The 24,530-nt window shown below is 70.7% G+C and carries 20 protein-coding genes; 12 read left to right on the top strand and 8 right to left on the bottom strand.

The features are described 5' to 3' along the window. The first annotated feature begins 322 nt into the window (after window positions 1–322). The 8 genes from ACRAKF_RS33750 to ACRAKF_RS33785 all read left to right on the top strand — a co-directional run bounded on the left by ACRAKF_RS33750 (window position 323) and on the right by ACRAKF_RS33785 (window position 9,389). Window positions 323–1,420, top strand: a complete 1,098-nt coding sequence (locus ACRAKF_RS33750) for an amidinotransferase (RefSeq protein ID WP_447042302.1) — start codon at window positions 323–325, stop codon at window positions 1,418–1,420. Between the two features lie 186 nt (window positions 1,421–1,606). Beyond that, a complete protein-coding gene (locus ACRAKF_RS33755) occupies window positions 1,607–2,740 on the top strand; it encodes an ROK family transcriptional regulator (RefSeq protein ID WP_447041712.1) in 1,134 nt (377 codons plus the stop codon). A 90-nt stretch (window positions 2,741–2,830) separates the two neighbouring features. After that, on the top strand, window positions 2,831–4,087 hold the full coding sequence (locus ACRAKF_RS33760; RefSeq protein WP_447041714.1) for an ABC transporter substrate-binding protein: 1,257 nt from the start codon (window positions 2,831–2,833) through the stop codon (window positions 4,085–4,087). After that, window positions 4,084–5,028 (top strand): carbohydrate ABC transporter permease, encoded by a 945-nt coding sequence (locus ACRAKF_RS33765; protein WP_447041715.1) that lies wholly within the window; start codon window positions 4,084–4,086, stop codon window positions 5,026–5,028. The genes ACRAKF_RS33760 and ACRAKF_RS33765 overlap by 4 nt, the downstream gene beginning before the upstream one ends. After that, the gene (locus tag ACRAKF_RS33770; protein WP_447041717.1) at window positions 5,021–5,884 is read left to right on the top strand and encodes a carbohydrate ABC transporter permease; all 864 of its coding nucleotides are present in this window, start codon (window positions 5,021–5,023) and stop codon (window positions 5,882–5,884) included. Before ACRAKF_RS33765 ends, ACRAKF_RS33770 begins: the two co-directional genes overlap by 8 nt. Before the next feature lie 38 nt (window positions 5,885–5,922). Continuing rightward, complete coding sequence (locus ACRAKF_RS33775) at window positions 5,923–6,939, top strand: Gfo/Idh/MocA family protein (protein WP_447041718.1); 1,017 nt, start codon at window positions 5,923–5,925, stop codon at window positions 6,937–6,939. Further along, a complete protein-coding gene (locus ACRAKF_RS33780; protein ID WP_447041719.1) occupies window positions 6,936–7,949 on the top strand; it encodes a Gfo/Idh/MocA family protein in 1,014 nt (337 codons plus the stop codon). The genes ACRAKF_RS33775 and ACRAKF_RS33780 overlap by 4 nt, the downstream gene beginning before the upstream one ends. Before the next feature lie 84 nt (window positions 7,950–8,033). Beyond that, complete coding sequence (locus ACRAKF_RS33785; RefSeq protein WP_447041720.1) at window positions 8,034–9,389, top strand: radical SAM protein; 1,356 nt, start codon at window positions 8,034–8,036, stop codon at window positions 9,387–9,389. Between the two features lie 128 nt (window positions 9,390–9,517). Here the strand turns inward: ACRAKF_RS33785 and ACRAKF_RS33790 are convergent, their stop codons facing one another. The 8 genes from ACRAKF_RS33790 to ACRAKF_RS33825 all read right to left on the bottom strand — a co-directional run bounded on the left by ACRAKF_RS33790 (window position 9,518) and on the right by ACRAKF_RS33825 (window position 18,584). After that, complete coding sequence (locus ACRAKF_RS33790) at window positions 9,518–10,873, bottom strand: radical SAM protein (RefSeq protein WP_447041720.1); 1,356 nt, start codon at window positions 10,871–10,873, stop codon at window positions 9,518–9,520. A gap of 84 nt (window positions 10,874–10,957) precedes the next feature. Continuing rightward, complete coding sequence (locus ACRAKF_RS33795) at window positions 10,958–11,971, bottom strand: Gfo/Idh/MocA family protein (protein WP_447041719.1); 1,014 nt, start codon at window positions 11,969–11,971, stop codon at window positions 10,958–10,960. After that, entirely contained in the window at window positions 11,968–12,984 is a 1,017-nt protein-coding gene (locus tag ACRAKF_RS33800; RefSeq protein ID WP_447041718.1) for a Gfo/Idh/MocA family protein, read from the bottom strand. Before ACRAKF_RS33800 ends, ACRAKF_RS33795 begins: the two co-directional genes overlap by 4 nt. Before the next feature lie 38 nt (window positions 12,985–13,022). Beyond that, window positions 13,023–13,886, bottom strand: a complete 864-nt coding sequence (locus tag ACRAKF_RS33805) for a carbohydrate ABC transporter permease (RefSeq protein ID WP_447041717.1) — start codon at window positions 13,884–13,886, stop codon at window positions 13,023–13,025. After that, a complete protein-coding gene (locus ACRAKF_RS33810; protein ID WP_447041715.1) occupies window positions 13,879–14,823 on the bottom strand; it encodes a carbohydrate ABC transporter permease in 945 nt (314 codons plus the stop codon). Before ACRAKF_RS33810 ends, ACRAKF_RS33805 begins: the two co-directional genes overlap by 8 nt. Further along, window positions 14,820–16,076: an ABC transporter substrate-binding protein gene (locus ACRAKF_RS33815; RefSeq protein WP_447041714.1), complete on the bottom strand. Its 1,257-nt coding sequence runs from the start codon at window positions 16,074–16,076 to the stop codon at window positions 14,820–14,822. Before ACRAKF_RS33815 ends, ACRAKF_RS33810 begins: the two co-directional genes overlap by 4 nt. Window positions 16,077–16,166: 90 nt before the next feature. After that, window positions 16,167–17,300: an ROK family transcriptional regulator gene (locus ACRAKF_RS33820; RefSeq protein ID WP_447041712.1), complete on the bottom strand. Its 1,134-nt coding sequence runs from the start codon at window positions 17,298–17,300 to the stop codon at window positions 16,167–16,169. Between the two features lie 186 nt (window positions 17,301–17,486). After that, window positions 17,487–18,584 (bottom strand): amidinotransferase, encoded by a 1,098-nt coding sequence (locus ACRAKF_RS33825; RefSeq protein ID WP_447042302.1) that lies wholly within the window; start codon window positions 18,582–18,584, stop codon window positions 17,487–17,489. A gap of 543 nt (window positions 18,585–19,127) precedes the next feature. On the opposite strand from ACRAKF_RS33825, the gene ACRAKF_RS33830 reads away from it, so the two are divergent. The 4 genes from ACRAKF_RS33830 to ACRAKF_RS33845 form a co-directional block, all read left to right on the top strand. Further along, a complete protein-coding gene (locus ACRAKF_RS33830) occupies window positions 19,128–20,219 on the top strand; it encodes a mechanosensitive ion channel family protein (protein WP_447041710.1) in 1,092 nt (363 codons plus the stop codon). Between the two features lie 92 nt (window positions 20,220–20,311). Next, entirely contained in the window at window positions 20,312–21,244 is a 933-nt protein-coding gene (locus tag ACRAKF_RS33835) for a cation diffusion facilitator family transporter (protein WP_447041708.1), read from the top strand. 151 nt (window positions 21,245–21,395) lie between these two features. Continuing rightward, a complete protein-coding gene (gene asnB / locus ACRAKF_RS33840) occupies window positions 21,396–23,249 on the top strand; it encodes an asparagine synthase (glutamine-hydrolyzing) (protein WP_447041706.1) in 1,854 nt (617 codons plus the stop codon). Between the two features lie 329 nt (window positions 23,250–23,578). After that, window positions 23,579–24,530 (top strand): glycoside hydrolase family 5 protein (locus ACRAKF_RS33845; protein WP_447041721.1); only part of this gene is annotated, 952 nt, incomplete at its 3' end.

Consider the following 24,530-nt stretch of genomic DNA (forward strand, 5'->3'; position numbering starts at 1 on the left):
ATGCCCGGACGTACGAGCGGACGAGCGGACGCGCGGACGGGCGGACGGGGCCGTTCGGGTGACCCGTCCTCGCCGCGTGCCCCCGGGGCCGGCCCACGCGCACGGCGGCCGATGACGCGCGCGCCACCTGTGGGCATGCGTTCATGGTGTAGTCGACGGTTTCTGCGATCGGGAGCGGTTCAGCATGGCGACAGCGGACAGGTCCGTGATTCCGGCGGCCGGACCCGGCCGGAACAGCCCCGCGGGTTCCGTGGAATCCGTGGAATCCGAGGAGTTCGTGAAATCCGTGGAATCCGTGGAATCCGGGGAACCCGCAGGGTCCATGGAAGCCGTGGAGCCGCTCGTCTCGCCGGTCAACTCGCACAACGAGTGGGACCCCCTGGAGGAGGTCGTCGTCGGGCGGCTCGACGGAGCCACCATTCCCTCCAGCCACCCGGTCGTGACCTGCAACATCCCGCCCTGGGCGGCACGCCTGCAAGGCCTCGCCGCCGGCTTCGAGTACCCGAGCAGGCTGATCGAGCCCGCGCAGCGGGAACTGGACGGGTTCATCGAGCTCCTGGAATCCCTCGGCGTCACCGTCCGGCGGCCCGACGCGGTCGACCACAAGCGCCGCTTCGCCACCCCCGACTGGTCCTCGCGCGGGTTCTGCAACGCGTGTCCGCGCGACGGCATGCTCGTCATCGGCGACGAGATCATCGAGACCCCCATGGCCTGGCCGAGCCGGTACTTCGAGGGCCACTCCTACCGCTCGCTGCTCAAGGACTACTTCCGGCGCGGCGCACGCTGGACGGCGGCCCCGAGGCCGCAGCTCACCGACGCGCTCTTCGAGGAGGGCTTCCGTCCCCCCGAGGCCGGTGAGCCCATGCGCTACATCCTCACCGAGCACGAACCGGTCTTCGACGCCGCGGACTTCGTGCGCGCGGGGCGGGACCTGTTCGTCACGCGCAGCAACGTCACCAATCGGACGGGCATCGAGTGGCTGCGCCGCCACCTGGGCCCCGGCTACCGCGTCCACGAGATCGAGAGCCGCTGCCGCGCCCCCATGCACATCGACACGACGTTCGTCCCGCTCGCGCCCGGCAAGGTCCTGGTCAACCCGGAGTACGTCGACGTCGACCGGCTGCCGGACGTGCTCGGTACCTGGGACGTCCTGATCGCTCCCGAGCCCGAACCGATCGACGAGCGGCTGCTCAAGGTGACGTCGATGTGCGGCAAGTGGCTGAGCATGAACGTGCTGATGATCGACGAGAAGCGGGTGATCGCCGAGCGGCACCACACCGGCATGCTGCGCGCCCTGGAATCCTGGGGCTTCGAACCGATCCCGTGCGACCTGCTGCACTACGCGCCGTTCGGCGGCTCCTTCCACTGCGCGACGCTCGACATCCGGCGGCGCGGCACGCTGGAGTCGTACTTCGACTGACGGCCCCCGCCCGCCGCACATGAACCCGGCCCCGCCAAGGGGCCGGGTCTCGTCTCGGCACCATCGCCGTCAGGGGGGTTTCCGCGCCGCGACAGATATGAAAGTGTCCTACCGAATTCAGCGGGCGACCAGGTGTTCGAGCCCGTCAAGTGGGCTGTCGCGGCCCGGATTCGGGGTGAAGCAGCGATGCGTCATGCGGCACGCGGGCACGATCTGGTCGCTCTGCGACGCCTCAACACCACCGTCGTCCTGCGCGCGCTGCACCGCCGCAGCCCCCAGACCCTCGCCGGCCTCGCCGTCGTCACCGGCCTCTCCCGCCCCACCGTGGAAGCCGCCGTAGAGGAGCTGACCGAACGGGGCCTCGTCGGCGAGGCCGCTCACGAGGCGGGGGAGCGGACGCCGGGGCGGCCCGCGCGGCGCTTCCGCTTCCGCACCGAGGCCGGGTACGTGCTCGGCGCCGACATCGGGCTGCACAAGATGGTGCTGCTCCTCGCCGACCTCGGCGGCACGGTCATCGCCACGCACCACGCGGAGATCGCCCCGGACCTCGGCGGCGGCCCCCGGCTCGACCTGCTGCGCCACGCCGTCGACACGTTCCTGGACGCCCACGCCCCCAGCCGTGCCGCCGTGCTCGCCCGCTGTGTCGGGGTGCCCGGCATGGTCGACGGGGACGGGGTCGTCACCACCGTGGTGGTGCCCGAGTGGTCGGGCACCGACCTGGGGCGGCTGCTCTCCGAGGACGGCCCCGACCGCACCCTCGTCGAGAACGACGTGAACCTCGCGCTCCTCGCCGAGCGCTGGCAGGGCGCCGCCACCCTGGCCCGTGACGTCGTCTGCGTGCTCACCGGGCACCGCGTCTCCTGCGGCCTGACCATCGGGGGCCGGCTGCACCGCGGCAGGCAGGGCGGCGCAGGGGAGCTCGGCATGCTGCCGCTGCTCGGCCTGAGCATCGCCCAGCAGGCCCTGGCCTGGGACGGCGCGCGGCGCCCCGGGGAGTCCGAGGTGGCCGCACTCGCCCGCGCGGCCGACGCCGCGGACCCGCGCGCCCTGGCCGCCGTCGCGGACTTCGCCGACCGGCTGACCCCGGGCATCGCCGCGCTCGCCCTGGCCGTCGACCCGGAGCTGGTCGTGCTGACCGGCGGCGCCACCCCCGTCGGCCCGCACCTGCTGCCGCTGCTCCGGGAGCGGCTGCGCCCCGTGACCCTGCACGTCCCCCGCATCGCGCTGAGCACGCTCGGCGAGCGGGGCGTGGCCATCGGCGCCGTACGCATGGCGCTCGACCGGGTGGAGGAGGACCTGCTCGCGGACAAGGCGCCGTAACGGCCCCGCCCGCCCGCCCGTGCACGCGCGGGCGGGGCGCGGGGGCGTCCGACGGCACATCGGCCGGCACATCGGGAGGCGAAGGTGCGTATGCGCAGAAGGACTCTGCTCGGCGGGGCGCTTGCGGCCCCCTTGCTCGCCGCCTGCTCCGGCGGGGACGGCGGCACGGACGGCGGGGGCAGGACCACGCTCTCGTACGGCATCTGGGACCCGGCGCAGGCGCCGGGCATGGAGAAGATCATCGCCGCGTTCGAGAAGGAGAACCCGCGGATCTCCGTGCGGATCGAACTCACGCCCTGGGCGAGCTACTGGACCACGCTCAAGACGTCCATGCGCGGCGGCACCGCACCGGACGTCTTCTGGATGAACGCCGTCAACTTCCAGTTGTACGCGTCCAGCGGCGTCCTCGAACCGCTCTCCGGGCACATCAAGGCCGACGCCACGCCGGTCGACCGCCACCCGGACGCCCTGGTGAAGCTCTACGCCTACCGGGGCACGCAGTACGGGCTGCCGAAGGACTTCGACACCATCGGCCTCTGGTACAACAAGAAGCTCTTCGACAAGGCGGGCATCACCTACCCCGACGCGAGCTGGACCTGGGATGACGTGCGCGACGCCGCCGCCGAACTCACCGACCCCCGCGAACGGGTGCACGGCTTCGCCGCCGAGATGGACCGCCAGTTCAAGATCTACCCGGCCGTCTGCGGGGCGGGCGGCCACATCCTTCAGGACGGGCGGTCGGGCTTCGGCGACGAGCGGTCCATCGAGGGACTGCGCTTCCTGACCGACATGATCGACCGGGGCTGGTCACCGCCGCAGAGCGCGATGACCGAGTCCACGGGGCGGGTGCGCTACTGGTCGGAGAAGGTCGCCATGAACTACGACGTCTCCGCGATGGCCGGTCAGATGTACGCCGTGCCGGCGCTCAAGGACCACGGCGGGGTCGCCGTACTGCCCAAGGGCCGCCGGCGGGCCACCATCATCCACGGCCTCGCGAACGTCATATCCGCCAAGAGCCGCAAGAAGGAGGCCGCCTGGAAATTCGTGCACTTCATGGCGGGACGCGAGGCCGCCGAGATACAGGCGCAGGCGGGCGCCACCATCTCCTCGTACGAGGGCACGCAGGACGCCTGGCTGAAGTCGATGCCGGAATTCGACCTGAAGAGCTGCATCGACATGCAGGAGTACGGCGTCCCCTATCCGAGCTCTCGGAACACCGCGGTCTGGGAGAGCATGCAATACCCGCTCCTCGGCGCCGCGTTCAGTGGAAAGGGCGGCATCGAGAGCGCCGCGCGGACCCTCGGCGAACAGATGGACCGGGCCCTGAAGGAGGAGAGCGGCTCATGAGTGTCTTTCCCGCCACGGCCGCCGCGAAGGCGGCGGAACGCCGCGCCACCGCCTCAGGGTCACGCCCCCGGCCCCGCAGCCAGCGCGCCGCGTACCTCTTCATCGCACCGCTCGGCATCGGCTTCGCCGTCTTCTACTTCTGGCCGCTCCTCCAGACGTTCTACTTCAGCTTCACCGAATTCGGGGCGTTCGGCGGCCACACCTTCATAGGCGGCGACAACTACGCCCGCGTCATCAAGGACGTCACCGTCTGGCAGGCGCTCGGCAACACCCTGATATACAGCGCCATCGGGCTCACCGCGCTGCCGATCGCCATCGTCGTCGCGTCCCTGCTCAACCGGCGCGGACTGCGCGGCGTCTCCCTCTACCGCGCCCTGTACTTCGTGCCGTTCGTGACGCTGCCCGTCGCCGTGGGCCTCGTGTGGAACTGGCTCTACAACGGCGACTACGGCCTCTTCAACGAAATGCTCGGCTGGTTCGGCATCGACCGGAGCTACTGGGTGTCCGACCCCTCCACCGCCGTCTACGCCATCGGCACGGTGATGGTCTGGTCGACCACCGGCTACTACCTCATCATCTTCATGGCGGGCATCAAGGGAATACCGCGGGACTACTACGAGGCGGCGGAGCTCGACGGAGCCGGAGCGCTGCGCAGGTTCTTCACCATCACCCTGCCGCTGCTGAGCCCGACCCTCTTCTTCGCCTCCATCATCTGCATGATCAATTCACTGCAGACCTTCGACCTCATCTACATCATGATGGCCGAGAAGAACCCCGCGATCGGCGATACCCAGTCGGTCGTCGGCCTCTTCTACAAATGGGCCTTCATCGAGAACGCCCAGGGCGCCGCCGCGGCGCTCGCCTTCCTGCTCATGCTGCTCATCGCCGCACTGACGTATGTCCAGTTCCGGCTCCAGAAGAGGTGGGTGCACTATGCCTGAGACGCCCGAGACACGCACGGCACCCGCGACGCGGCGGCGTGTGAACGCCGGTTCCTTCGCCACCCACGCCGCGCTCTCGCTCGGCGCCCTCGTGATGGTCTTCCCGTTCCTGTGGCAACTGCTCACCGCGCTCAAGACCCTCGCGGAGACGTCACGGGTGCCGCCCACCTTTCTGCCCGACCGCTGGAACTGGTCGAGTTTCGAAGAGGTCTTCACCGCACTGCCGTTCCGCGAAATGCTCACCAACAGCGCGATCAACACCGTCGGGCGCACGCTGGGCCAGCTCGTCTTCTGCTCCCTCGCCGCCTATGCCTTCGCGCGCCTGCAATTCAGGGGCCGCAACGTCCTCTTCGCGCTCTTCCTCTCCGTCCTGATGGTCCCGAGCTCCCTGCTCGTCCTGCCGCAGTACGACATCATCCAGCAGCTGGGGCTGCTCAACTCCGCGCCCGCGCTGTTCCTGCCGGGCATGTTCAGCGCGTTCGGCACCTTCATGCTGCGTCAGTTCTTCCTCGCGCTGCCCAGGGAGCTCGAAGAGGCCGCCCGCATCGACGGCGCGGGCTCCTTCCGCATCTTCTGGTCGGTCATGCTGCCGCTGATCAGGCCCGCCCTCGCGGCCCTCGCCGTCATCACGGCGATGTGGTCCTGGAACGACCTGCTCTGGCCCCTCATCGTCAACACCGACCCACGGGCCATGCCGATCAGCGCGGGACTGACCTCACTCGAAGGGCAGTACGAGACCAACTACCCGGTGATGATGGCCGGTTCCCTGATCGCCAGCCTGCCCATGCTGCTCGTCTACCTCTTCCTGCAACGCCACTTCGTCCAGAGCGTCGCCCTGTCCGGCTCCAAGAGCTGATCCCCCACAACGCCCCCTACGAAAGGCAGTCCCTCTCCATGCCTCCGCTCCACATCGGCATGCTCGGCGCGGGCGGCATCGCCCGCGCCCACCTGCCCGGCTGGCTGGCGCTCGGCGCCCGCGTGAGCGTGTACACCCTCGACGGCTCCGCGCGAAAGCTCGCCGGTGAGTACGCCGGACGCGGCCACGACGTACGGGCCGTCGACGACCTCCGCGGCCTCCTGACCGAGGTGACCGCGGTGGACGTCTGCACCCCCACCCCGACCCACAAGGAGCTCGCCCTCGCGGCCGTCGCCGCGGGCCGGCACGTCGTCTGCGAGAAGCCGCTCGCCCTCACCGCCCGCGACGCCGAGGAGATGGCCGCCGCGGCGGTCACGTCGGGGGTGCGGCTGCACCCCGCCCACGTCGTGCGCCACTTCCCGGCCTACGCGGCGCTGCGCACGGCCGTGGCCAGGGGCGACCTCGGGGAACTCGCCGTGCTGCGCTTCACGCGCGGCGGGGCGCGCCCGCAGTGGGCGCCCTGGTTCGGTGACCCCGCGCAGTCCGGTGGCGTGATCATGGACCTGATGATCCACGACATCGACATCGCCCGCTGGCTCGCCGGCGACGTCGTACGGGTGCACGCGCGCACCCGCGGTGTCGAGCACGCCACCCGCACCCCCGCCGAGGTCGTCACCGCCACCGCCGTCCTCACCCACGCCTCGGGCGCCGTCAGCCACGTCAACGGGCTCTGGGGCCTGCCCGACCAGCAGTTCCGTACGACGTTCCGGGTCGCGGGCGCCGACGGGCTGCTGCACCACGACTCCACGGCCGTGCCGGGCTTCCGCATCTCCGCGCAGGGCGTGCGCGCGGCGAACGAGGGGATACCCACCAGCCCGATGACCGAGAGCCCCTTCCTCGCCGAACTGCGCGACTTCGTCGCCTCCTGGCGGCCCGGCGGCCCCGAACCGCGGGTGAGCACCCGCGACGGCGTCGAAGCGGTACGGATCGCCGAGGCCGCGGTGGAGTCCAGCCGTACCGGCCGCGTCATCGAGATCGAGGAGGCAGCGCGATGAAGGTCGCCGTCCTGTCGTTCGCCCACGTCCACGCGGCCGGCTACCTGAGGCTGCTCTCCCGGATCCCGGGGGTGGAGGTCCTCGGCAGCGACCCCGACCAGGACCTCGCGGCCCCCGGCGAGGTGCGGGGCCGCGCGCTCGCCGACGAGCTGGGGGTCGCGTACGCGCAGACGTACGAGGAGGCCTTCGCCTGGGGCCCGGACGCGGTGATCGTCTGCTCCGAGAACGCCCGCCACCGCCCGCTCGTGGAGCGCGCCGCGCTGCACGGCGTCGACGTGCTGTGCGAGAAGCCGCTGGCCGCGTCCGTGGCGGACGGCGAGGCGATGGTCGAGGCCTGCCGTGCCGCCGGGGTGCGGCTCGCGGTCGCCTTCCCGGTCCGCTTCAGTCCCGCGTACGCCGCGGTGAAGGCGGCCGTCGCCTCGGGTGGGGCGGGCCGCGTGCTCGCCGTGTCGGGCGCGAACAACGGCTCGATGCCGAACCGTGCGCGCCGCTGGTTCGCCGAGCCCGAGCTGTCGGGCGGCGGGGCGCTGATGGACCACACCGTGCACATCGCCGACCTGCTCGACGACCTCTTCGCGGGCGCCCGCCCCGTCGAGGTCTACGCGCAGACCAACAACCTCATGTACGCGGACGAGGTCGCCGTCGAGACGGCCGGGCTCGTCAGCGTGACCTACTCCGACGGGGCCGTCGCCACGATCGACTGCAGCTGGTCCCACCCGCGCTCGCACCACTCCTGGGGCGGCCTGGAACTCACCGTCGTCGGGGAGCGGGCCACCCTGGAGATGGACGCCTTCGACCAGAAGGTGCACGGCTTCGACGAGCGCCGGGGCAGCGGCACCGAGCTGTCCTTCGGCGCCGACCTGGACGAGCTGATGCTCCGCGCCTTCCTGTACGGGCCGGGGGAGGGCGGCATGGACGTCGCCGACGGGGAGGGCGGCCTGCGGACGCTGCGGGTGGTGGCCGCGGGGTACGCGTCGGCGCGCGGCGGAGTACCGGTGGCGGTCGACTGAGGCGGGGCGGCGAGGGCCGGTCGGCGCGCGGGTATTAGCGTGGACGGGACAGATCGATCGATTCAGATCCGAGGTGCCCGGTTCATGACAACCCGCAGCGAGAGCCGTACCCAGCTCATCGAGTCACTCATGGAGCGGTTCCCGCACGTGCCGCGGGAAGCCGTCATCAAGGAGGATCTGCTGCGCGGCGGCATGGCCTTCGACGAGTCGGCGCTCAGTGACAACGAGGGCGGCGAGGTCAAGCCGAAGTCGTACTTCATCTTCTCCTTCGACCACAGCACCCTCCCCGAGCTCGGCGCCGCCGCCCTGCGCCGCCCGCCCGAGGAGATCGTCCTCACCGGCGGCCCCTACGAACTGCGCCGCACGGTCGTCTCGGTCCGCGTGAACCCGTCCTCGCCCTACCGCGTCGCCGCCGACGACAACGGCGTGCTCGGCCTCTACCTGGACGGCGTACGCATCTCCGACGTGGGCCTGCCGCCGATGCCGGACTACTACCGGCACACGCTGGAGAACGGCAAGTCCGTGATGGAGGTCGCGCCCACCATCCAGTGGGGCTACCTCATCTACCTGACGGTCTTCCGCGTCTGCCAGTACTTCGGCGCCAAGGAGGAGTGCGGGTACTGCGACATCAACCACAACTGGCGCCAGCAGAAGGCGGCGGGCCGTCCCTACACGGGCGTGAAGCCGATGGAGGAGGTCCTCGAAGCCCTCGCCATCATCGACAAGTACGACACCGCCAAGTCCTCCACCGCGTACACGCTCACCGGCGGCGCCATCACCTCGCACATCGGCGGCAAGGACGAGGCCGACTTCTACGGGCAGTACGCCAAGGCCATCGAGGAGCGCTTCCCCGGCCGCTGGATCGGCAAGGTCGTCGCCCAGGCCCTGCCCAAGGCCGACGTGCAGCGCTTCCACGACTACGGCGTGCGGATCTACCACCCCAACTACGAGGTGTGGGACCCGTACCTCTTCGAGCGCTACTGCCCCGGCAAGGAGCGCTACGTCGGACGTGACGAGTGGCACCGCCGCATCCTCGATTCGGCCGACGTCTTCGGGCCGCGCAACGTCATCCCCAACTTCGTCGCGGGCGTCGAGATGGCGGAGCCGTTCGGCTTCAAGACGGTCGACGAGGCGATCGACTCCACGGTCGAGGGGCTCCAGTACTTCATGTCCCGCGGCATCACGCCCCGCTTCACCACGTGGTGCCCGGAGCCCACGACGCCGCTGGGCAAGGCGAACCCCCAGGGGGCGCCGCTCGAATACCACGTCCGCCTCCTGGAGGCCTACCGCGCCACGATGGAGGCCAACGGCCTGTCGTCGCCCCCCGGCTACGGCCCCGCGGGCCCGGGCAACGCGGTCTTCTCCGTGAGCAGCTTCATGGACAGCCTGCCGGCGGAGGCGGCGGCCCCGGAGGACGCGGTCGTCTCCCCCCAGGGGTAGCCCGATCCGTAGGATGACCGGCGGCGCGACGATCGAAGACCCGACGACGGTGGACGGGGTTGTTCTGCACGGGGGCCTCCGGCTGTGGGTCTTCGATCGTCGCGCCGCCGGTCATCCTACGGATCGGGCTACCCCTGGGGGGAGACGACCGCGTCCTCCGGGGCCGCCGCCTCCGCCGGCAGGCTGTCCATGAAGCTGCTCACGGAGAAGACCGCGTTGCCCGGGCCCGCGGGGCCGTAGCCGGGGGGCGACGACAGGCCGTTGGCCTCCATCGTGGCGCGGTAGGCCTCCAGGAGGCGGACGTGGTATTCGAGCGGCGCCCCCTGGGGGTTCGCCTTGCCCAGCGGCGTCGTGGGCTCCGGGCACCACGTGGTGAAGCGGGGCGTGATGCCGCGGGACATGAAGTACTGGAGCCCCTCGACCGTGGAGTCGATCGCCTCGTCGACCGTCTTGAAGCCGAACGGCTCCGCCATCTCGACGCCCGCGACGAAGTTGGGGATGACGTTGCGCGGCCCGAAGACGTCGGCCGAATCGAGGATGCGGCGGTGCCACTCGTCACGTCCGACGTAGCGCTCCTTGCCGGGGCAGTAGCGCTCGAAGAGGTACGGGTCCCACACCTCGTAGTTGGGGTGGTAGATCCGCACGCCGTAGTCGTGGAAGCGCTGCACGTCGGCCTTGGGCAGGGCCTGGGCGACGACCTTGCCGATCCAGCGGCCGGGGAAGCGCTCCTCGATGGCCTTGGCGTACTGCCCGTAGAAGTCGGCCTCGTCCTTGCCGCCGATGTGCGAGGTGATGGCGCCGCCGGTGAGCGTGTACGCGGTGGAGGACTTGGCGGTGTCGTACTTGTCGATGATGGCGAGGGCTTCGAGGACCTCCTCCATCGGCTTCACGCCCGTGTAGGGACGGCCCGCCGCCTTCTGCTGGCGCCAGTTGTGGTTGATGTCGCAGTACCCGCACTCCTCCTTGGCGCCGAAGTACTGGCAGACGCGGAAGACCGTCAGGTAGATGAGGTAGCCCCACTGGATGGTGGGCGCGACCTCCATCACGGACTTGCCGTTCTCCAGCGTGTGCCGGTAGTAGTCCGGCATCGGCGGCAGGCCCACGTCGGAGATGCGTACGCCGTCCAGGTAGAGGCCGAGCACGCCGTTGTCGTCGGCGGCGACGCGGTAGGGCGAGGACGGGTTCACGCGGACCGAGACGACCGTGCGGCGCAGTTCGTAGGGGCCGCCGGTGAGGACGATCTCCTCGGGCGGGCGGCGCAGGGCGGCGGCGCCGAGCTCGGGGAGGGTGCTGTGGTCGAAGGAGAAGATGAAGTACGACTTCGGCTTGACCTCGCCGCCCTCGTTGTCACTGAGCGCCGACTCGTCGAAGGCCATGCCGCCGCGCAGCAGATCCTCCTTGATGACGGCTTCCCGCGGCACGTGCGGGAACCGCTCCATGAGTGACTCGATGAGCTGGGTACGGCTCTCGCTGCGGGTTGTCATGAACCGGGCACCTCGGATCTGAATCGATCGATCTGTCCCGTCCACGCTAATACCCGCGCGCCGACCGGCCCTCGCCGCCCCGCCTCAGTCGACCGCCACCGGTACTCCGCCGCGCGCCGACGCGTACCCCGCGGCCACCACCCGCAGCGTCCGCAGGCCGCCCTCCCCGTCGGCGACGTCCATGCCGCCCTCCCCCGGCCCGTACAGGAAGGCGCGGAGCATCAGCTCGTCCAGGTCGGCGCCGAAGGACAGCTCGGTGCCGCTGCCCCGGCGCTCGTCGAAGCCGTGCACCTTCTGGTCGAAGGCGTCCATCTCCAGGGTGGCCCGCTCCCCGACGACGGTGAGTTCCAGGCCGCCCCAGGAGTGGTGCGAGCGCGGGTGGGACCAGCTGCAGTCGATCGTGGCGACGGCCCCGTCGGAGTAGGTCACGCTGACGAGCCCGGCCGTCTCGACGGCGACCTCGTCCGCGTACATGAGGTTGTTGGTCTGCGCGTAGACCTCGACGGGGCGGGCGCCCGCGAAGAGGTCGTCGAGCAGGTCGGCGATGTGCACGGTGTGGTCCATCAGCGCCCCGCCGCCCGACAGCTCGGGCTCGGCGAACCAGCGGCGCGCACGGTTCGGCATCGAGCCGTTGTTCGCGCCCGACACGGCGAGCACGCGGCCCGCCCCACCCGAGGCGACGGCCGCCTTCACCGCGGCGTACGCGGGACTGAAGCGGACCGGGAAGGCGACCGCGAGCCGCACCCCGGCGGCACGGCAGGCCTCGACCATCGCCTCGCCGTCCGCCACGGACGCGGCCAGCGGCTTCTCGCACAGCACGTCGACGCCGTGCAGCGCGGCGCGCTCCACGAGCGGGCGGTGGCGGGCGTTCTCGGAGCAGACGATCACCGCGTCCGGGCCCCAGGCGAAGGCCTCCTCGTACGTCTGCGCGTACGCGACCCCCAGCTCGTCGGCGAGCGCGCGGCCCCGCACCTCGCCGGGGGCCGCGAGGTCCTGGTCGGGGTCGCTGCCGAGGACCTCCACCCCCGGGATCCGGGAGAGCAGCCTCAGGTAGCCGGCCGCGTGGACGTGGGCGAACGACAGGACGGCGACCTTCATCGCGCTGCCTCCTCGATCTCGATGACGCGGCCGGTACGGCTGGACTCCACCGCGGCCTCGGCGATCCGTACCGCTTCGACGCCGTCGCGGGTGCTCACCCGCGGTTCGGGGCCGCCGGGCCGCCAGGAGGCGACGAAGTCGCGCAGTTCGGCGAGGAAGGGGCTCTCGGTCATCGGGCTGGTGGGTATCCCCTCGTTCGCCGCGCGCACGCCCTGCGCGGAGATGCGGAAGCCCGGCACGGCCGTGGAGTCGTGGTGCAGCAGCCCGTCGGCGCCCGCGACCCGGAACGTCGTACGGAACTGCTGGTCGGGCAGGCCCCAGAGCCCGTTGACGTGGCTGACGGCGCCCGAGGCGTGGGTGAGGACGGCGGTGGCGGTGACGACCTCGGCGGGGGTGCGGGTGGCGTGCTCGACACCGCGGGTGCGCGCGTGCACCCGTACGACGTCGCCGGCGAGCCAGCGGGCGATGTCGATGTCGTGGATCATCAGGTCCATGATCACGCCACCGGACTGCGCGGGGTCACCGAACCAGGGCGCCCACTGCGGGCGCGCCCCGCCGCGCGTGAAGCGCAGCACGGCGAGTTCCCCGAGGTCGCCCCTGGCCACGGCCGTGCGCAGCGCCGCGTAGGCCGGGAAGTGGCGCACGACGTGGGCGGGGTGCAGCCGCACCCCCGACGTGACCGCCGCGGCGGCCATCTCCTCGGCGTCGCGGGCGGTGAGGGCGAGCGGCTTCTCGCAGACGACGTGCCGGCCCGCGGCGACGGCCGCGAGGGCGAGCTCCTTGTGGGTCGGGGTGGGGGTGCAGACGTCCACCGCGGTCACCTCGGTCAGGAGGCCGCGGAGGTCGTCGACGGCCCGTACGTCGTGGCCGCGTCCGGCGTACTCACCGGCGAGCTTTCGCGCGGAGCCGTCGAGGGTGTACACGCTCACGCGGGCGCCGAGCGCCAGCCAGCCGGGCAGGTGGGCGCGGGCGATGCCGCCCGCGCCGAGCATGCCGATGTGGAGCGGAGGCATGGAGAGGGACTGCCTTTCGTAGGGGGCGTTGTGGGGGATCAGCTCTTGGAGCCGGACAGGGCGACGCTCTGGACGAAGTGGCGTTGCAGGAAGAGGTAGACGAGCAGCATGGGCAGGCTGGCGATCAGGGAACCGGCCATCATCACCGGGTAGTTGGTCTCGTACTGCCCTTCGAGTGAGGTCAGTCCCGCGCTGATCGGCATGGCCCGTGGGTCGGTGTTGACGATGAGGGGCCAGAGCAGGTCGTTCCAGGACCACATCGCCGTGATGACGGCGAGGGCCGCGAGGGCGGGCCTGATCAGCGGCAGCATGACCGACCAGAAGATGCGGAAGGAGCCCGCGCCGTCGATGCGGGCGGCCTCTTCGAGCTCCCTGGGCAGCGCGAGGAAGAACTGACGCAGCATGAAGGTGCCGAACGCGCTGAACATGCCCGGCAGGAACAGCGCGGGCGCGGAGTTGAGCAGCCCCAGCTGCTGGATGATGTCGTACTGCGGCAGGACGAGCAGGGAGCTCGGGACCATCAGGACGGAGAGGAAGAGCGCGAAGAGGACGTTGCGGCCCCTGAATTGCAGGCGCGCGAAGGCATAGGCGGCGAGGGAGCAGAAGACGAGCTGGCCCAGCGTGCGCCCGACGGTGTTGATCGCGCTGTTGGTGAGCATTTCGCGGAACGGCAGTGCGGTGAAGACCTCTTCGAAACTCGACCAGTTCCAGCGGTCGGGCAGAAAGGTGGGCGGCACCCGTGACGTCTCCGCGAGGGTCTTGAGCGCGGTGAGCAGTTGCCACAGGAACGGGAAGACCATCACGAGGGCGCCGAGCGAGAGCGCGGCGTGGGTGGCGAAGGAACCGGCGTTCACACGCCGCCGCGTCGCGGGTGCCGTGCGTGTCTCGGGCGTCTCAGGCATAGTGCACCCACCTCTTCTGGAGCCGGAACTGGACATACGTCAGTGCGGCGATGAGCAGCATGAGCAGGAAGGCGAGCGCCGCGGCGGCGCCCTGGGCGTTCTCGATGAAGGCCCATTTGTAGAAGAGGCCGACGACCGACTGGGTATCGCCGATCGCGGGGTTCTTCTCGGCCATCATGATGTAGATGAGGTCGAAGGTCTGCAGTGAATTGATCATGCAGATGATGGAGGCGAAGAAGAGGGTCGGGCTCAGCAGCGGCAGGGTGATGGTGAAGAACCTGCGCAGCGCTCCGGCTCCGTCGAGCTCCGCCGCCTCGTAGTAGTCCCGCGGTATTCCCTTGATGCCCGCCATGAAGATGATGAGGTAGTAGCCGGTGGTCGACCAGACCATCACCGTGCCGATGGCGTAGACGGCGGTGGAGGGGTCGGACACCCAGTAGCTCCGGTCGATGCCGAACCAGCCGAGCATTTCGTTGAAGAGGCCGTAGTCGCCGTTGTAGAGCCAGTTCCACACGAGGCCCACGGCGACGGGCAGCGTCACGAACGGCACGAAGTACAGGGCGCGGTAGAGGGAGACGCCGCGCAGTCCGCGCCGGTTGAGCAGGGACGCGACGACGATGGCGATCGGCAGCGCGGTGAGCCCGATGGCGCTGTATATCAGGGTGTTGCCGAGCGCCTGCCAGACGGTGACGTCCTTGATGACGCGGGCGTAGTTGTCGCCGCCTATGAAGGTGTGGCCGCCGAACGCCCCGAATTCGGTGAAGCTGAAGTAGAACGTCTGGAGGAGCGGCCAGAAGTAGAAGACGGCGAAGCCGATGCCGAGCGGTGCGATGAAGAGGTACGCGGCGCGCTGGCTGCGGGGCCGGGGGCGTGACCCTGAGGCGGTGGCGCGGCGTTCCGCCGCCTTCGCGGCGGCCGTGGCGGGAAAGACACTCATGAGCCGCTCTCCTCCTTCAGGGCCCGGTCCATCTGTTCGCCGAGGGTCCGCGCGGCGCTCTCGATGCCGCCCTTTCCACTGAACGCGGCGCCGAGGAGCGGGTATTGCATGCTCTCCCAGACCGCGGTGTTCCGAGAGCTCGGATAGGGGACGCCGTACTCCTGCATGTCGATGCAGCTCTTCAGGTCGAATTCCGGCATCGACTTCAGCCAGGCGTCCTGCGTGCCCTCGTACGAGGAGATGGTGGCGCCCGCCTGCGCCTGTATCTCGGCGGCCTCGCGTCCCGCCATGAAGTGCACGAATTTCCAGGCGGCCTCCTTCTTGCGGCTCTTGGCGGATATGACGTTCGCGAGGCCGTGGATGATGGTGGCCCGCCGGCGGCCCTTGGGCAGTACGGCGACCCCGCCGTGGTCCTTGAGCGCCGGCACGGCGTACATCTGACCGGCCATCGCGGAGACGTCGTAGTTCATGGCGACCTTCTCCGACCAGTAGCGCACCCGCCCCGTGGACTCGGTCATCGCGCTCTGCGGCGGTGACCAGCCCCGGTCGATCATGTCGGTCAGGAAGCGCAGTCCCTCGATGGACCGCTCGTCGCCGAAGCCCGACCGCCCGTCCTGAAGGATGTGGCCGCCCGCCCCGCAGACGGCCGGGTAGATCTTGAACTGGCGGTCCATCTCGGCGGCGAAGCCGTGCACCCGTTCGCGGGGGTCGGTGAGTTCGGCGGCGGCGTCGCGCACGTCATCCCAGGTCCAGCTCGCGTCGGGGTAGGTGATGCCCGCCTTGTCGAAGAGCTTCTTGTTGTACCAGAGGCCGATGGTGTCGAAGTCCTTCGGCAGCCCGTACTGCGTGCCCCGGTAGGCGTAGAGCTTCACCAGGGCGTCCGGGTGGCGGTCGACCGGCGTGGCGTCGGCCTTGATGTGCCCGGAGAGCGGTTCGAGGACGCCGCTGGACGCGTACAACTGGAAGTTGACGGCGTTCATCCAGAAGACGTCCGGTGCGGTGCCGCCGCGCATGGACGTCTTGAGCGTGGTCCAGTAGCTCGCCCAGGGCGTGAGTTCGATCCGCACGGAGATCCGCGGGTTCTCCTTCTCGAACGCGGCGATGATCTTCTCCATGCCCGGCGCCTGCGCCGGGTCCCAGATGCCGTACGAGAGCGTGGTCCTGCCCCCGCCGTCCGTGCCGCCGTCCCCGCCGGAGCAGGCGGCGAGCAAGGGGGCCGCAAGCGCCCCGCCGAGCAGAGTCCTTCTGCGCATACGCACCTTCGCCTCCCGATGTGCCGGCCGATGTGCCGTCGGACGCCCCCGCGCCCCGCCCGCGCGTGCACGGGCGGGCGGGCGGGGCCGTTACGGCGCCTTGTCCGCGAGCAGGTCCTCCTCCACCCGGTCGAGCGCCATGCGTACGGCGCCGATGGCCACGCCCCGCTCGCCGAGCGTGCTCAGCGCGATGCGGGGGACGTGCAGGGTCACGGGGCGCAGCCGCTCCCGGAGCAGCGGCAGCAGGTGCGGGCCGACGGGGGTGGCGCCGCCGGTCAGCACGACCAGCTCCGGGTCGACGGCCAGGGCGAGCGCGGCGATGCCCGGGGTCAGCCGGTCGGCGAAGTCCGCGACGGCGGCCAGGGCGCGCGGGTCCGCGGCGTCGGCCGCGCGGGCGAGTGCGGCCACCTCGGACTCCCCGGGGCGCCGCGCGCCGTCCCAGGCCAGGGCCTGCTGGGCGATGCTCAGGCCGAGCAGCGGCAGCATGCCGAGCTCCCCTGCGCCGCCCTGCCTGCCGCGGTGCAGCCGGCCCCCGATGGTCAGGCCGCAGGAGACGCGGTGCCCGGTGAGCACGCAGACGACGTCACGGGCCAGGGTGGCGGCGCCCTGCCAGCGCTCGGCGAGGAGCGCGAGGTTCACGTCGTTCTCGACGAGGGTGCGGTCGGGGCCGTCCTCGGAGAGCAGCCGCCCCAGGTCGGTGCCCGACCACTCGGGCACCACCACGGTGGTGACGACCCCGTCCCCGTCGACCATGCCGGGCACCCCGACACAGCGGGCGAGCACGGCGGCACGGCTGGGGGCGTGGGCGTCCAGGAACGTGTCGACGGCGTGGCGCAGCAGGTCGAGCCGGGGGCCGCCGCCGAGGTCCGGGGCGATCTCCGCGTGGTGCGTGGCGATGACCGTGCCGCCGAGGTCGGCGAGGAGCAGCACCATCTTGTGCAGCCCGATGTCGGCGCCGAGCACGTACCCGGCCTCGGTGCGGAAGCGGAAGCGCCGCGCGGGCCGCCCCGGCGTCCGCTCCCCCGCCTCGTGAGCGGCCTCGCCGACGAGGCCCCGTTCGGTCAGCTCCTCTACGGCGGCTTCCACGGTGGGGCGGGAGAGGCCGGTGACGACGGCGAGGCCGGCGAGGGTCTGGGGGCTGCGGCGGTGCAGCGCGCGCAGGACGACGGTGGTGTTGAGGCGTCGCAGAGCGACCAGATCGTGCCCGCGTGCCGCATGACGCATCGCTGCTTCACCCCGAATCCGGGCCGCGACAGCCCACTTGACGGGCTCGAACACCTGGTCGCCCGCTGAATTCGGTAGGACACTTTCATATCTGTCGCGGCGCGGAAACCCCCCTGACGGCGATGGTGCCGAGACGAGACCCGGCCCCTTGGCGGGGCCGGGTTCATGTGCGGCGGGCGGGGGCCGTCAGTCGAAGTACGACTCCAGCGTGCCGCGCCGCCGGATGTCGAGCGTCGCGCAGTGGAAGGAGCCGCCGAACGGCGCGTAGTGCAGCAGGTCGCACGGGATCGGTTCGAAGCCCCAGGATTCCAGGGCGCGCAGCATGCCGGTGTGGTGCCGCTCGGCGATCACCCGCTTCTCGTCGATCATCAGCACGTTCATGCTCAGCCACTTGCCGCACATCGACGTCACCTTGAGCAGCCGCTCGTCGATCGGTTCGGGCTCGGGAGCGATCAGGACGTCCCAGGTACCGAGCACGTCCGGCAGCCGGTCGACGTCGACGTACTCCGGGTTGACCAGGACCTTGCCGGGCGCGAGCGGGACGAACGTCGTGTCGATGTGCATGGGGGCGCGGCAGCGGCTCTCGATCTCGTGGACGCGGTAGCCGGGGCCCAGGTGGCGGCGCAGCCACTCGATGCCCGTCCGATTGGTGACGTTGCTGCGCGTGACGAACAGGTCCCGCCCCGCGCGCACGAAGTCCGCGGCGTCGAAGACCGGTTCGTGCTCGGTGAGGATGTAGCGCATGGGCTCACCGGCCTCGGGGGGACGGAAGCCCTCCTCGAAGAGCGCGTCGGTGAGCTGCGGCCTCGGGGCCGCCGTCCAGCGTGCGCCGCGCCGGAAGTAGTCCTTGAGCAGCGAGCGGTAGGAGTGGCCCTCGAAGTACCGGCTCGGCCAGGCCATGGGGGTCTCGATGATCTCGTCGCCGATGACGAGCATGCCGTCGCGCGGACACGCGTTGCAGAACCCGCGCGAGGACCAGTCGGGGGTGGCGAAGCGGCGCTTGTGGTCGACCGCGTCGGGCCGCCGGACGGTGACGCCGAGGGATTCCAGGAGCTCGATGAACCCGTCCAGTTCCCGCTGCGCGGGCTCGATCAGCCTGCTCGGGTACTCGAAGCCGGCGGCGAGGCCTTGCAGGCGTGCCGCCCAGGGCGGGATGTTGCAGGTCACGACCGGGTGGCTGGAGGGAATGGTGGCTCCGTCGAGCCGCCCGACGACGACCTCCTCCAGGGGGTCCCACTCGTTGTGCGAGTTGACCGGCGAGACGAGCGGCTCCACGGCTTCCATGGACCCTGCGGGTTCCCCGGATTCCACGGATTCCACGGATTTCACGAACTCCTCGGATTCCACGGATTCCACGGAACCCGCGGGGCTGTTCCGGCCGGGTCCGGCCGCCGGAATCACGGACCTGTCCGCTGTCGCCATGCTGAACCGCTCCCGATCGCAGAAACCGTCGACTACACCATGAACGCATGCCCACAGGTGGCGCGCGCGTCATCGGCCGCCGTGCGCGTGGGCCGGCCCCGGGGGCACGCGGCGAGGACGGGTCACCCGAACGGCCCCGTCCGCCCGTCCGCGCGTCCGCTCGTCCGCTCGTACGTCCGGGCATGGCCGATTCGTGAAGATCGGACAGGGGTATGCACACCCGCCGTCCACGGATACGGCAGGATGACGACCGCGCCGGGCCCTTCGCCCCGGTGCGATCGAACCCCCGGAACCGAGCAGGTAGCAAAAAGTGACGTCACATCACATATCCCGGGCAGGCGCGCGTTTCGCCTCTGCGGCACAAGTGGACCGAGCCCTCCCCGCCCGCACGACGGAGGTGAACCGATGACCCGTGCCCTGACACCGCACGACTGGATCATGGCCGGGATCGCCGTGGCCGCCGGGATCACGGCGGGACTGCTGCTGCGCACGCTGCTGCGCTGGCTGGGCGAGCGGGCGAGCCGGACCCGGTGGAGCGGCGACGACATCATCGTCGACGCCCTGCGCACGCTCGTGCCCTGCGCGGCCATCACCGCGGGTCTCGCCGCGGCGGCGGGCGCGCTGCCCCTCACCTCGCGGACCGGCCGCAACGTCACCATGACCCTGACCGCGCTGCTCATCCTCGCGGCGACGCTCACGGCGGCACGGATCGTCACGGGCCTGGTCAAGGCCGTGGCGCACTCGCGCTCCGGGGTGGCGGGGTCGGCCACCATCTTCGTGAACATCACGCGGGTCCTGGTGCTCGCCATGGGCTTCCTCGTCGTCCTCCAGACCCTCGGCATCTCCATCGCGCCGCTGCTCACCGCCCTCGGCGTCGGCGGCCTCGCCGTGGCCCTCGCGCTCCAGGACACCCTCGCCAACCTCTTCGCGGGCGTGCACATCCTCGCCGCGAAGACCGTGCAGCCCGGTGACTACATCCGGCTCAGCAGCGGCGAGGAGGGCTATGTCGTCGACATCAACTGGCGCAACACCACGGTGCGGCAGCTCTCCAACAACCTCGTGATCATCCCCAACGCCCAGCTGGCGAGCACCAACATGACCAACTTCAACCGCCCCGAGCAGGAGCTGTCGATCATGGTGCAGGTCGGGGTGAGCTACGACAGCGACCTGGAGCAGGTCGAGCGTGTCACCATCGAGGTGGTGAACGAGGTGATGACCGAGATCACGGGCGCGCTCCCCGACCACGAGGCGGCCGTCCGCTTCCACACCTTCGGGGACTCGCGGATCAGCTTCACGGTGATCCTCGGCGTCGGCGAGTTCAGCGACCAGTACCGCATCAAGCACGAGTTCATCAAGCGCCTGCACCAGCGTTACCGCGCCGACGGCATCCGCGTCCCCGCGCCCGCCCGCACGGTCACCGTCCAGCAGGGCGAGCTGCCGCCCCCGCTCGGCATCCCGCACCAGCGCGACATCTCGATGCCGCCGCGGGTGCACTGAACCCGGCTCCGGCTCCGGCTCCGGCTCCTGCTCCTGCTCCGGTACGCCCCGCCGAGTGGCGGCCCGCGGACCCCCGTGTTCCACTCGCCGCCATGGGGCACGACCACGGCCCGCCCGCCGTGACGGCAGCGGCGAGCGGCACTCTCAGCGGGGCGTACCGTGGCCGGCTGCTGTGGACCATCGCCATCAGCGGGGCGATCACCCTCATCCAGGTGGCCGGCGCGCTGCTCTCCGGCAGCCTCGCGCTCCTCGCGGACGCGGCGCACAGCCTGACGGACGCGGTCGGCGTCTCCCTGGCCCTCGGCGCCATCACCCTGGCCCAACGGGCGCCGACGCCCCGGCGTACCTTCGGCTTCTACCGGGTGGAGATCTTCTCGGCGGTCCTCAACGCGCTGCTCCTCGTGGCCATCTTCTGCTGGGTCCTGTGGTCGGCGATCGGCCGGTTCAGCGAGCCGGTGGAGGTCAGGGGCGGCCTGATGTTCGCGGTGGCGCTCGGCGGGCTCCTCGCCAACCTCGTGGGCCTGTGGCTGCTGCGCGACGCCAGGGCGAAGAGCCTGAACCTGCGCGGCGCCTATCTGGAGGTGCTCGGCGACGCGCTGGGCTCGGTGGCCGTGATCGTGGGCGGCCTGGTCATCCTCCTGACGGGGTGGCAGGCCGCCGACCCGATCGCGTCGATCGTCATCGGCCTGCTGATCGTGCCGCGCTCCTACGGGCTGCTGCGCGACTCCGTGCACGTCCTCCTGGAGGCGACCCCGCAGGACGTCGACCTGGACGAGGTCCGGCGCCACCTCCTGGCGGAGCCCGGGGTCGTGGCCGTGCACGACCTGCACGGCTGGACGGTCACCTCCGGGATGCCGGTCCTCACCGCCCACGTGGTGGTGACGGACGCGGCCCTGTCCCACGGCTACGGCGAACTCCTCGGGCGCCTTCAGAGATGCGCGGGCGACCACTTCGACGTGCGCCACTCGACGCTCCAACTGGAGCCACTGGGCCACCGCGAGGAGGACGGCACGCTGCACAGCTAGCACCGCCTCTCCGCCTCCCCGCCCCTCCGCCTTTCCCGCGGCGGCGTCGACGGGCCCGGGACCGGCTGTCTCCCTGTCGCTCTCTACGATGACGCGGCGAGGGCGCGGCTCCACGCCGCTGACCACTCCGCAGGGCACAGGAGGACAGCACATGTGTGGGATGACCGGCTGGGTCGCGTACGACCGTGACCTCACCCGCGAGCGCGAGACCCTGGAGGCGATGACCCGGACGATGGCGTGCCGGGGGCCGGACTCCTCCGGCACCCGGATCGAGCGGCACGCCGCCCTCGGCCACCGGCGGCTCGGGGTGATCGATCTGCCGGGCGGCAAGCAGCCGATGACGGTACGGACACCGAACGGCGACGTCACGCTCGTCTACACCGGCGAGACCTACAACTACGTCGAGCTGCGCGAGGAGCTGATCCGGCGAGGGGAGCGCTTCGAAACGGCCGGCGACACCGAGGTGGTCCTGCGCGGATACCTGCGCTGGGGCGAGGCGCTGGCCGACCGTCTCAACGGCATGTACGCGTTCGCGATCTGGGACGCGCGTGACCAGAAGCTGGTCATGATCCGCGACCGGCTCGGCATCAAGCCCCTCTTCTACTACCGCACCGCCGACGGCCTGCTCTTCGGCTCCGAGCCCAAGGCGATCCTCGCCAACCCGCTGGCCAAGCGCGTGGTGGACGCGGACGGGCTGCGCGAGGCCTTCTCGTACTGCTTCACGCCGGGGCACGCCATGTGGTCGGGCATGCGGCAGGTCGAGCCGGGCACCATCGTCACGCTCGACCCCACCGGCCCGCGCGAGCGCACGTACTGGCGTCTGGAGACGCGGCCGCACACCGACGACGTGGAGACCACCGTCGGCCGCGTCCGCGAGCTGCTCGACGACACGGTGCGCCGGCAGCTCGTCGCGGACGTGCCGCGCTGCGTCCTGCTCTCGGGCGGCATCGACTCCGGCACGCTGACCGCGCTGTCCGCCGCCCACCTGGGCGAGGAGCGCGTGCGGACCTTCTCGGTCGACTTCATGGACCACGTGGAGAACTTCACGTCGGACGTTCTGCGGGACACCCCGGACGCGCCGTACGTGAAGGACGTCGCCGAGCACGTCGGCTCGGACCACACCGACATCGTGATCGGCCCGAAGGACCTGGCCGACCCCGAGATCCGCAGGGCCGTGATCAGCGCCCGCGATGTGCCGGTGACCATGGGCGATCTCGACTTCTCGCTCTATCTGCTCTTCAAGGAGGTCCGGCGGCGGTCGACGGTGGCGCTGTCCGGCGAGGCGGCGGACGAGATATTCGGCGGCTACAAACACATGCACGACCCCCAGGTCCAGCAGGCCCGCGCCTTCCCGTGGATCGCGCGGGACATCGGCGCCTTCGACAAGGACGGCACGGGCGTGGATCCGCGGCTCTGGTCCGCGCTGCGCATCGACGAGTACCGGCGGGACGCGTACGCGAGCGCGGTGGGGCAGATCGAACGGCTCGGCTCCGGGGGCGGTGCCGACGCGGAGGACGACTTCACGTACCGCATGCGCGTCATGACCCATCTGCACGTGACCCGGTTCATGCGCTTCCTGCTCGACCGCAAGGACCGGCTGAGCATGGCGCACGGGCTGGAGGTCCGCGTGCCGTTCTGCGACCACCGGATCGCCGAGTACGTCTACAACGCCCCCTGGGCGCTCAAGACGTACGACGGCCGGGAGAAGAGCCTGCTGCGCGGCGCCGTCAAGGACATGCTGCCGCGGTCCGTCGCCTGGCGCCCGAAGAGCGCCTACCCCTCGACGCAGGACCCGTACTACGCCCAGGAGCTCCAGCGGCAGGCCAAGGACCTGCTGTCCGACCGCGGTCACGCGGTCTTCGACCTGGTGGAACGCCGCCGGCTGGAGACCGTGGCGGGCGGCGACGCGGCCGCGATGGACCGCCTGACCCGGCTGGGCCTGGAACGGACCCTGGATCTGGCCACGTGGCTGGAGGTGTACCGGCCTTCGCTGGAGCTGCCGTAGCGGGGAACGCGTGAGGGGCCGTACGAGGGAGGCGTACGAGGGGGCCGCACCGGAGATTTTCCGGTACGGCCCCTTCTGTACGTCCGCGAGTCGAGATCACTTAACCGGTTCCGTAGAAACCATTGTGCTCGTCAACCGTGGCCCCTAGTGTCGTGGCCGTCGCCGGACGGAAGCATCAAAACCAGCCACCATTCCTGTGTTTACGCAGGTCAGGTGGCGTGCCGTAGAGAGAGCGCCCCACGCCGCCCGGCTGATGACACCTCGCGCCCGAAAGCCGCCGATGCCGGCTGCCGAAAACCGGCGCGCACCGACCGAACCGGGAGCAGTAGATGAGACGAACACGAGCCGCCGTCGCCTCGGCCACCCTGCTGGCCGCCTGCGCCGCACTCCTCACCGCCACCCCGTCCGCCCAGGCCGCCGACTCGCCCGGCTTCCACATCCGGGACGGCCGTCTGCTGGACGCCAACGACAAGGAGTTCGTGATGCGCGGGGTCAACCACGCGCACACCTGGTACCCCGACAAGACCGACCAGGCGCTGAAGGACATCAAGGCCAAGGGCGCCAACACCGTCCGGGTCGTCCTGAGCACCGGAGGCCAGTGGACCAAGAACGACACCGCCGACGTCAGGCGCGTGGTCGACGAGTGCAAGAAGAACCGGCTCATCTGCGTCCTGGAGGCCCACGACACGACGGGCTACGGCGAGGCGGGCGCGGCCGTCCCGCTGTCGAAGGCGGTCGACTACTGGCTGAGCATCAAGGACGCCCTCGTGGGCCAGGAGAAGTACGTCCTGGTCAACATCGGCAACGAGCCCTACGGCAACACCAATTACACCGACTGGACCAAGGACACCAAGACCGCCATCGGCCGGCTGCGCGGGGCGGACCTGGACCACACGCTGATGGTCGACGCTCCCAACTGGGGCCAGGACTGGTCCTTCACCATGCGGGACAACGCCGCCGGGGTGCTGGCCGCCGACCCGGACCGCAACGTCATGTTCGACATCCACATGTACGGCGTCTACGACACTCCGGCCGAGGTCACCGACTACCTCACCCGGTTCACGGACGCCAAACTCCCCATCGTGGTCGGTGAGTTCGGGGACATGCACTCCGACGGAAACCCGGACGAGGGCGCCATCATGGCCACCGCCCAGTCACAGGGCATCGGCTATCTGGGCTGGTCCTGGAGCGGCAACGGCGGCGGCGTCGAATACCTCGACCTGGTGCAGGACTTCGACGCGAGCCGGCTCTCCGGCTGGGGCAAGCGCCTGTTCGACGGGG

The sequence above is a fragment of the Streptomyces sp. DSM 118878 genome, from assembly GCF_052936595.1.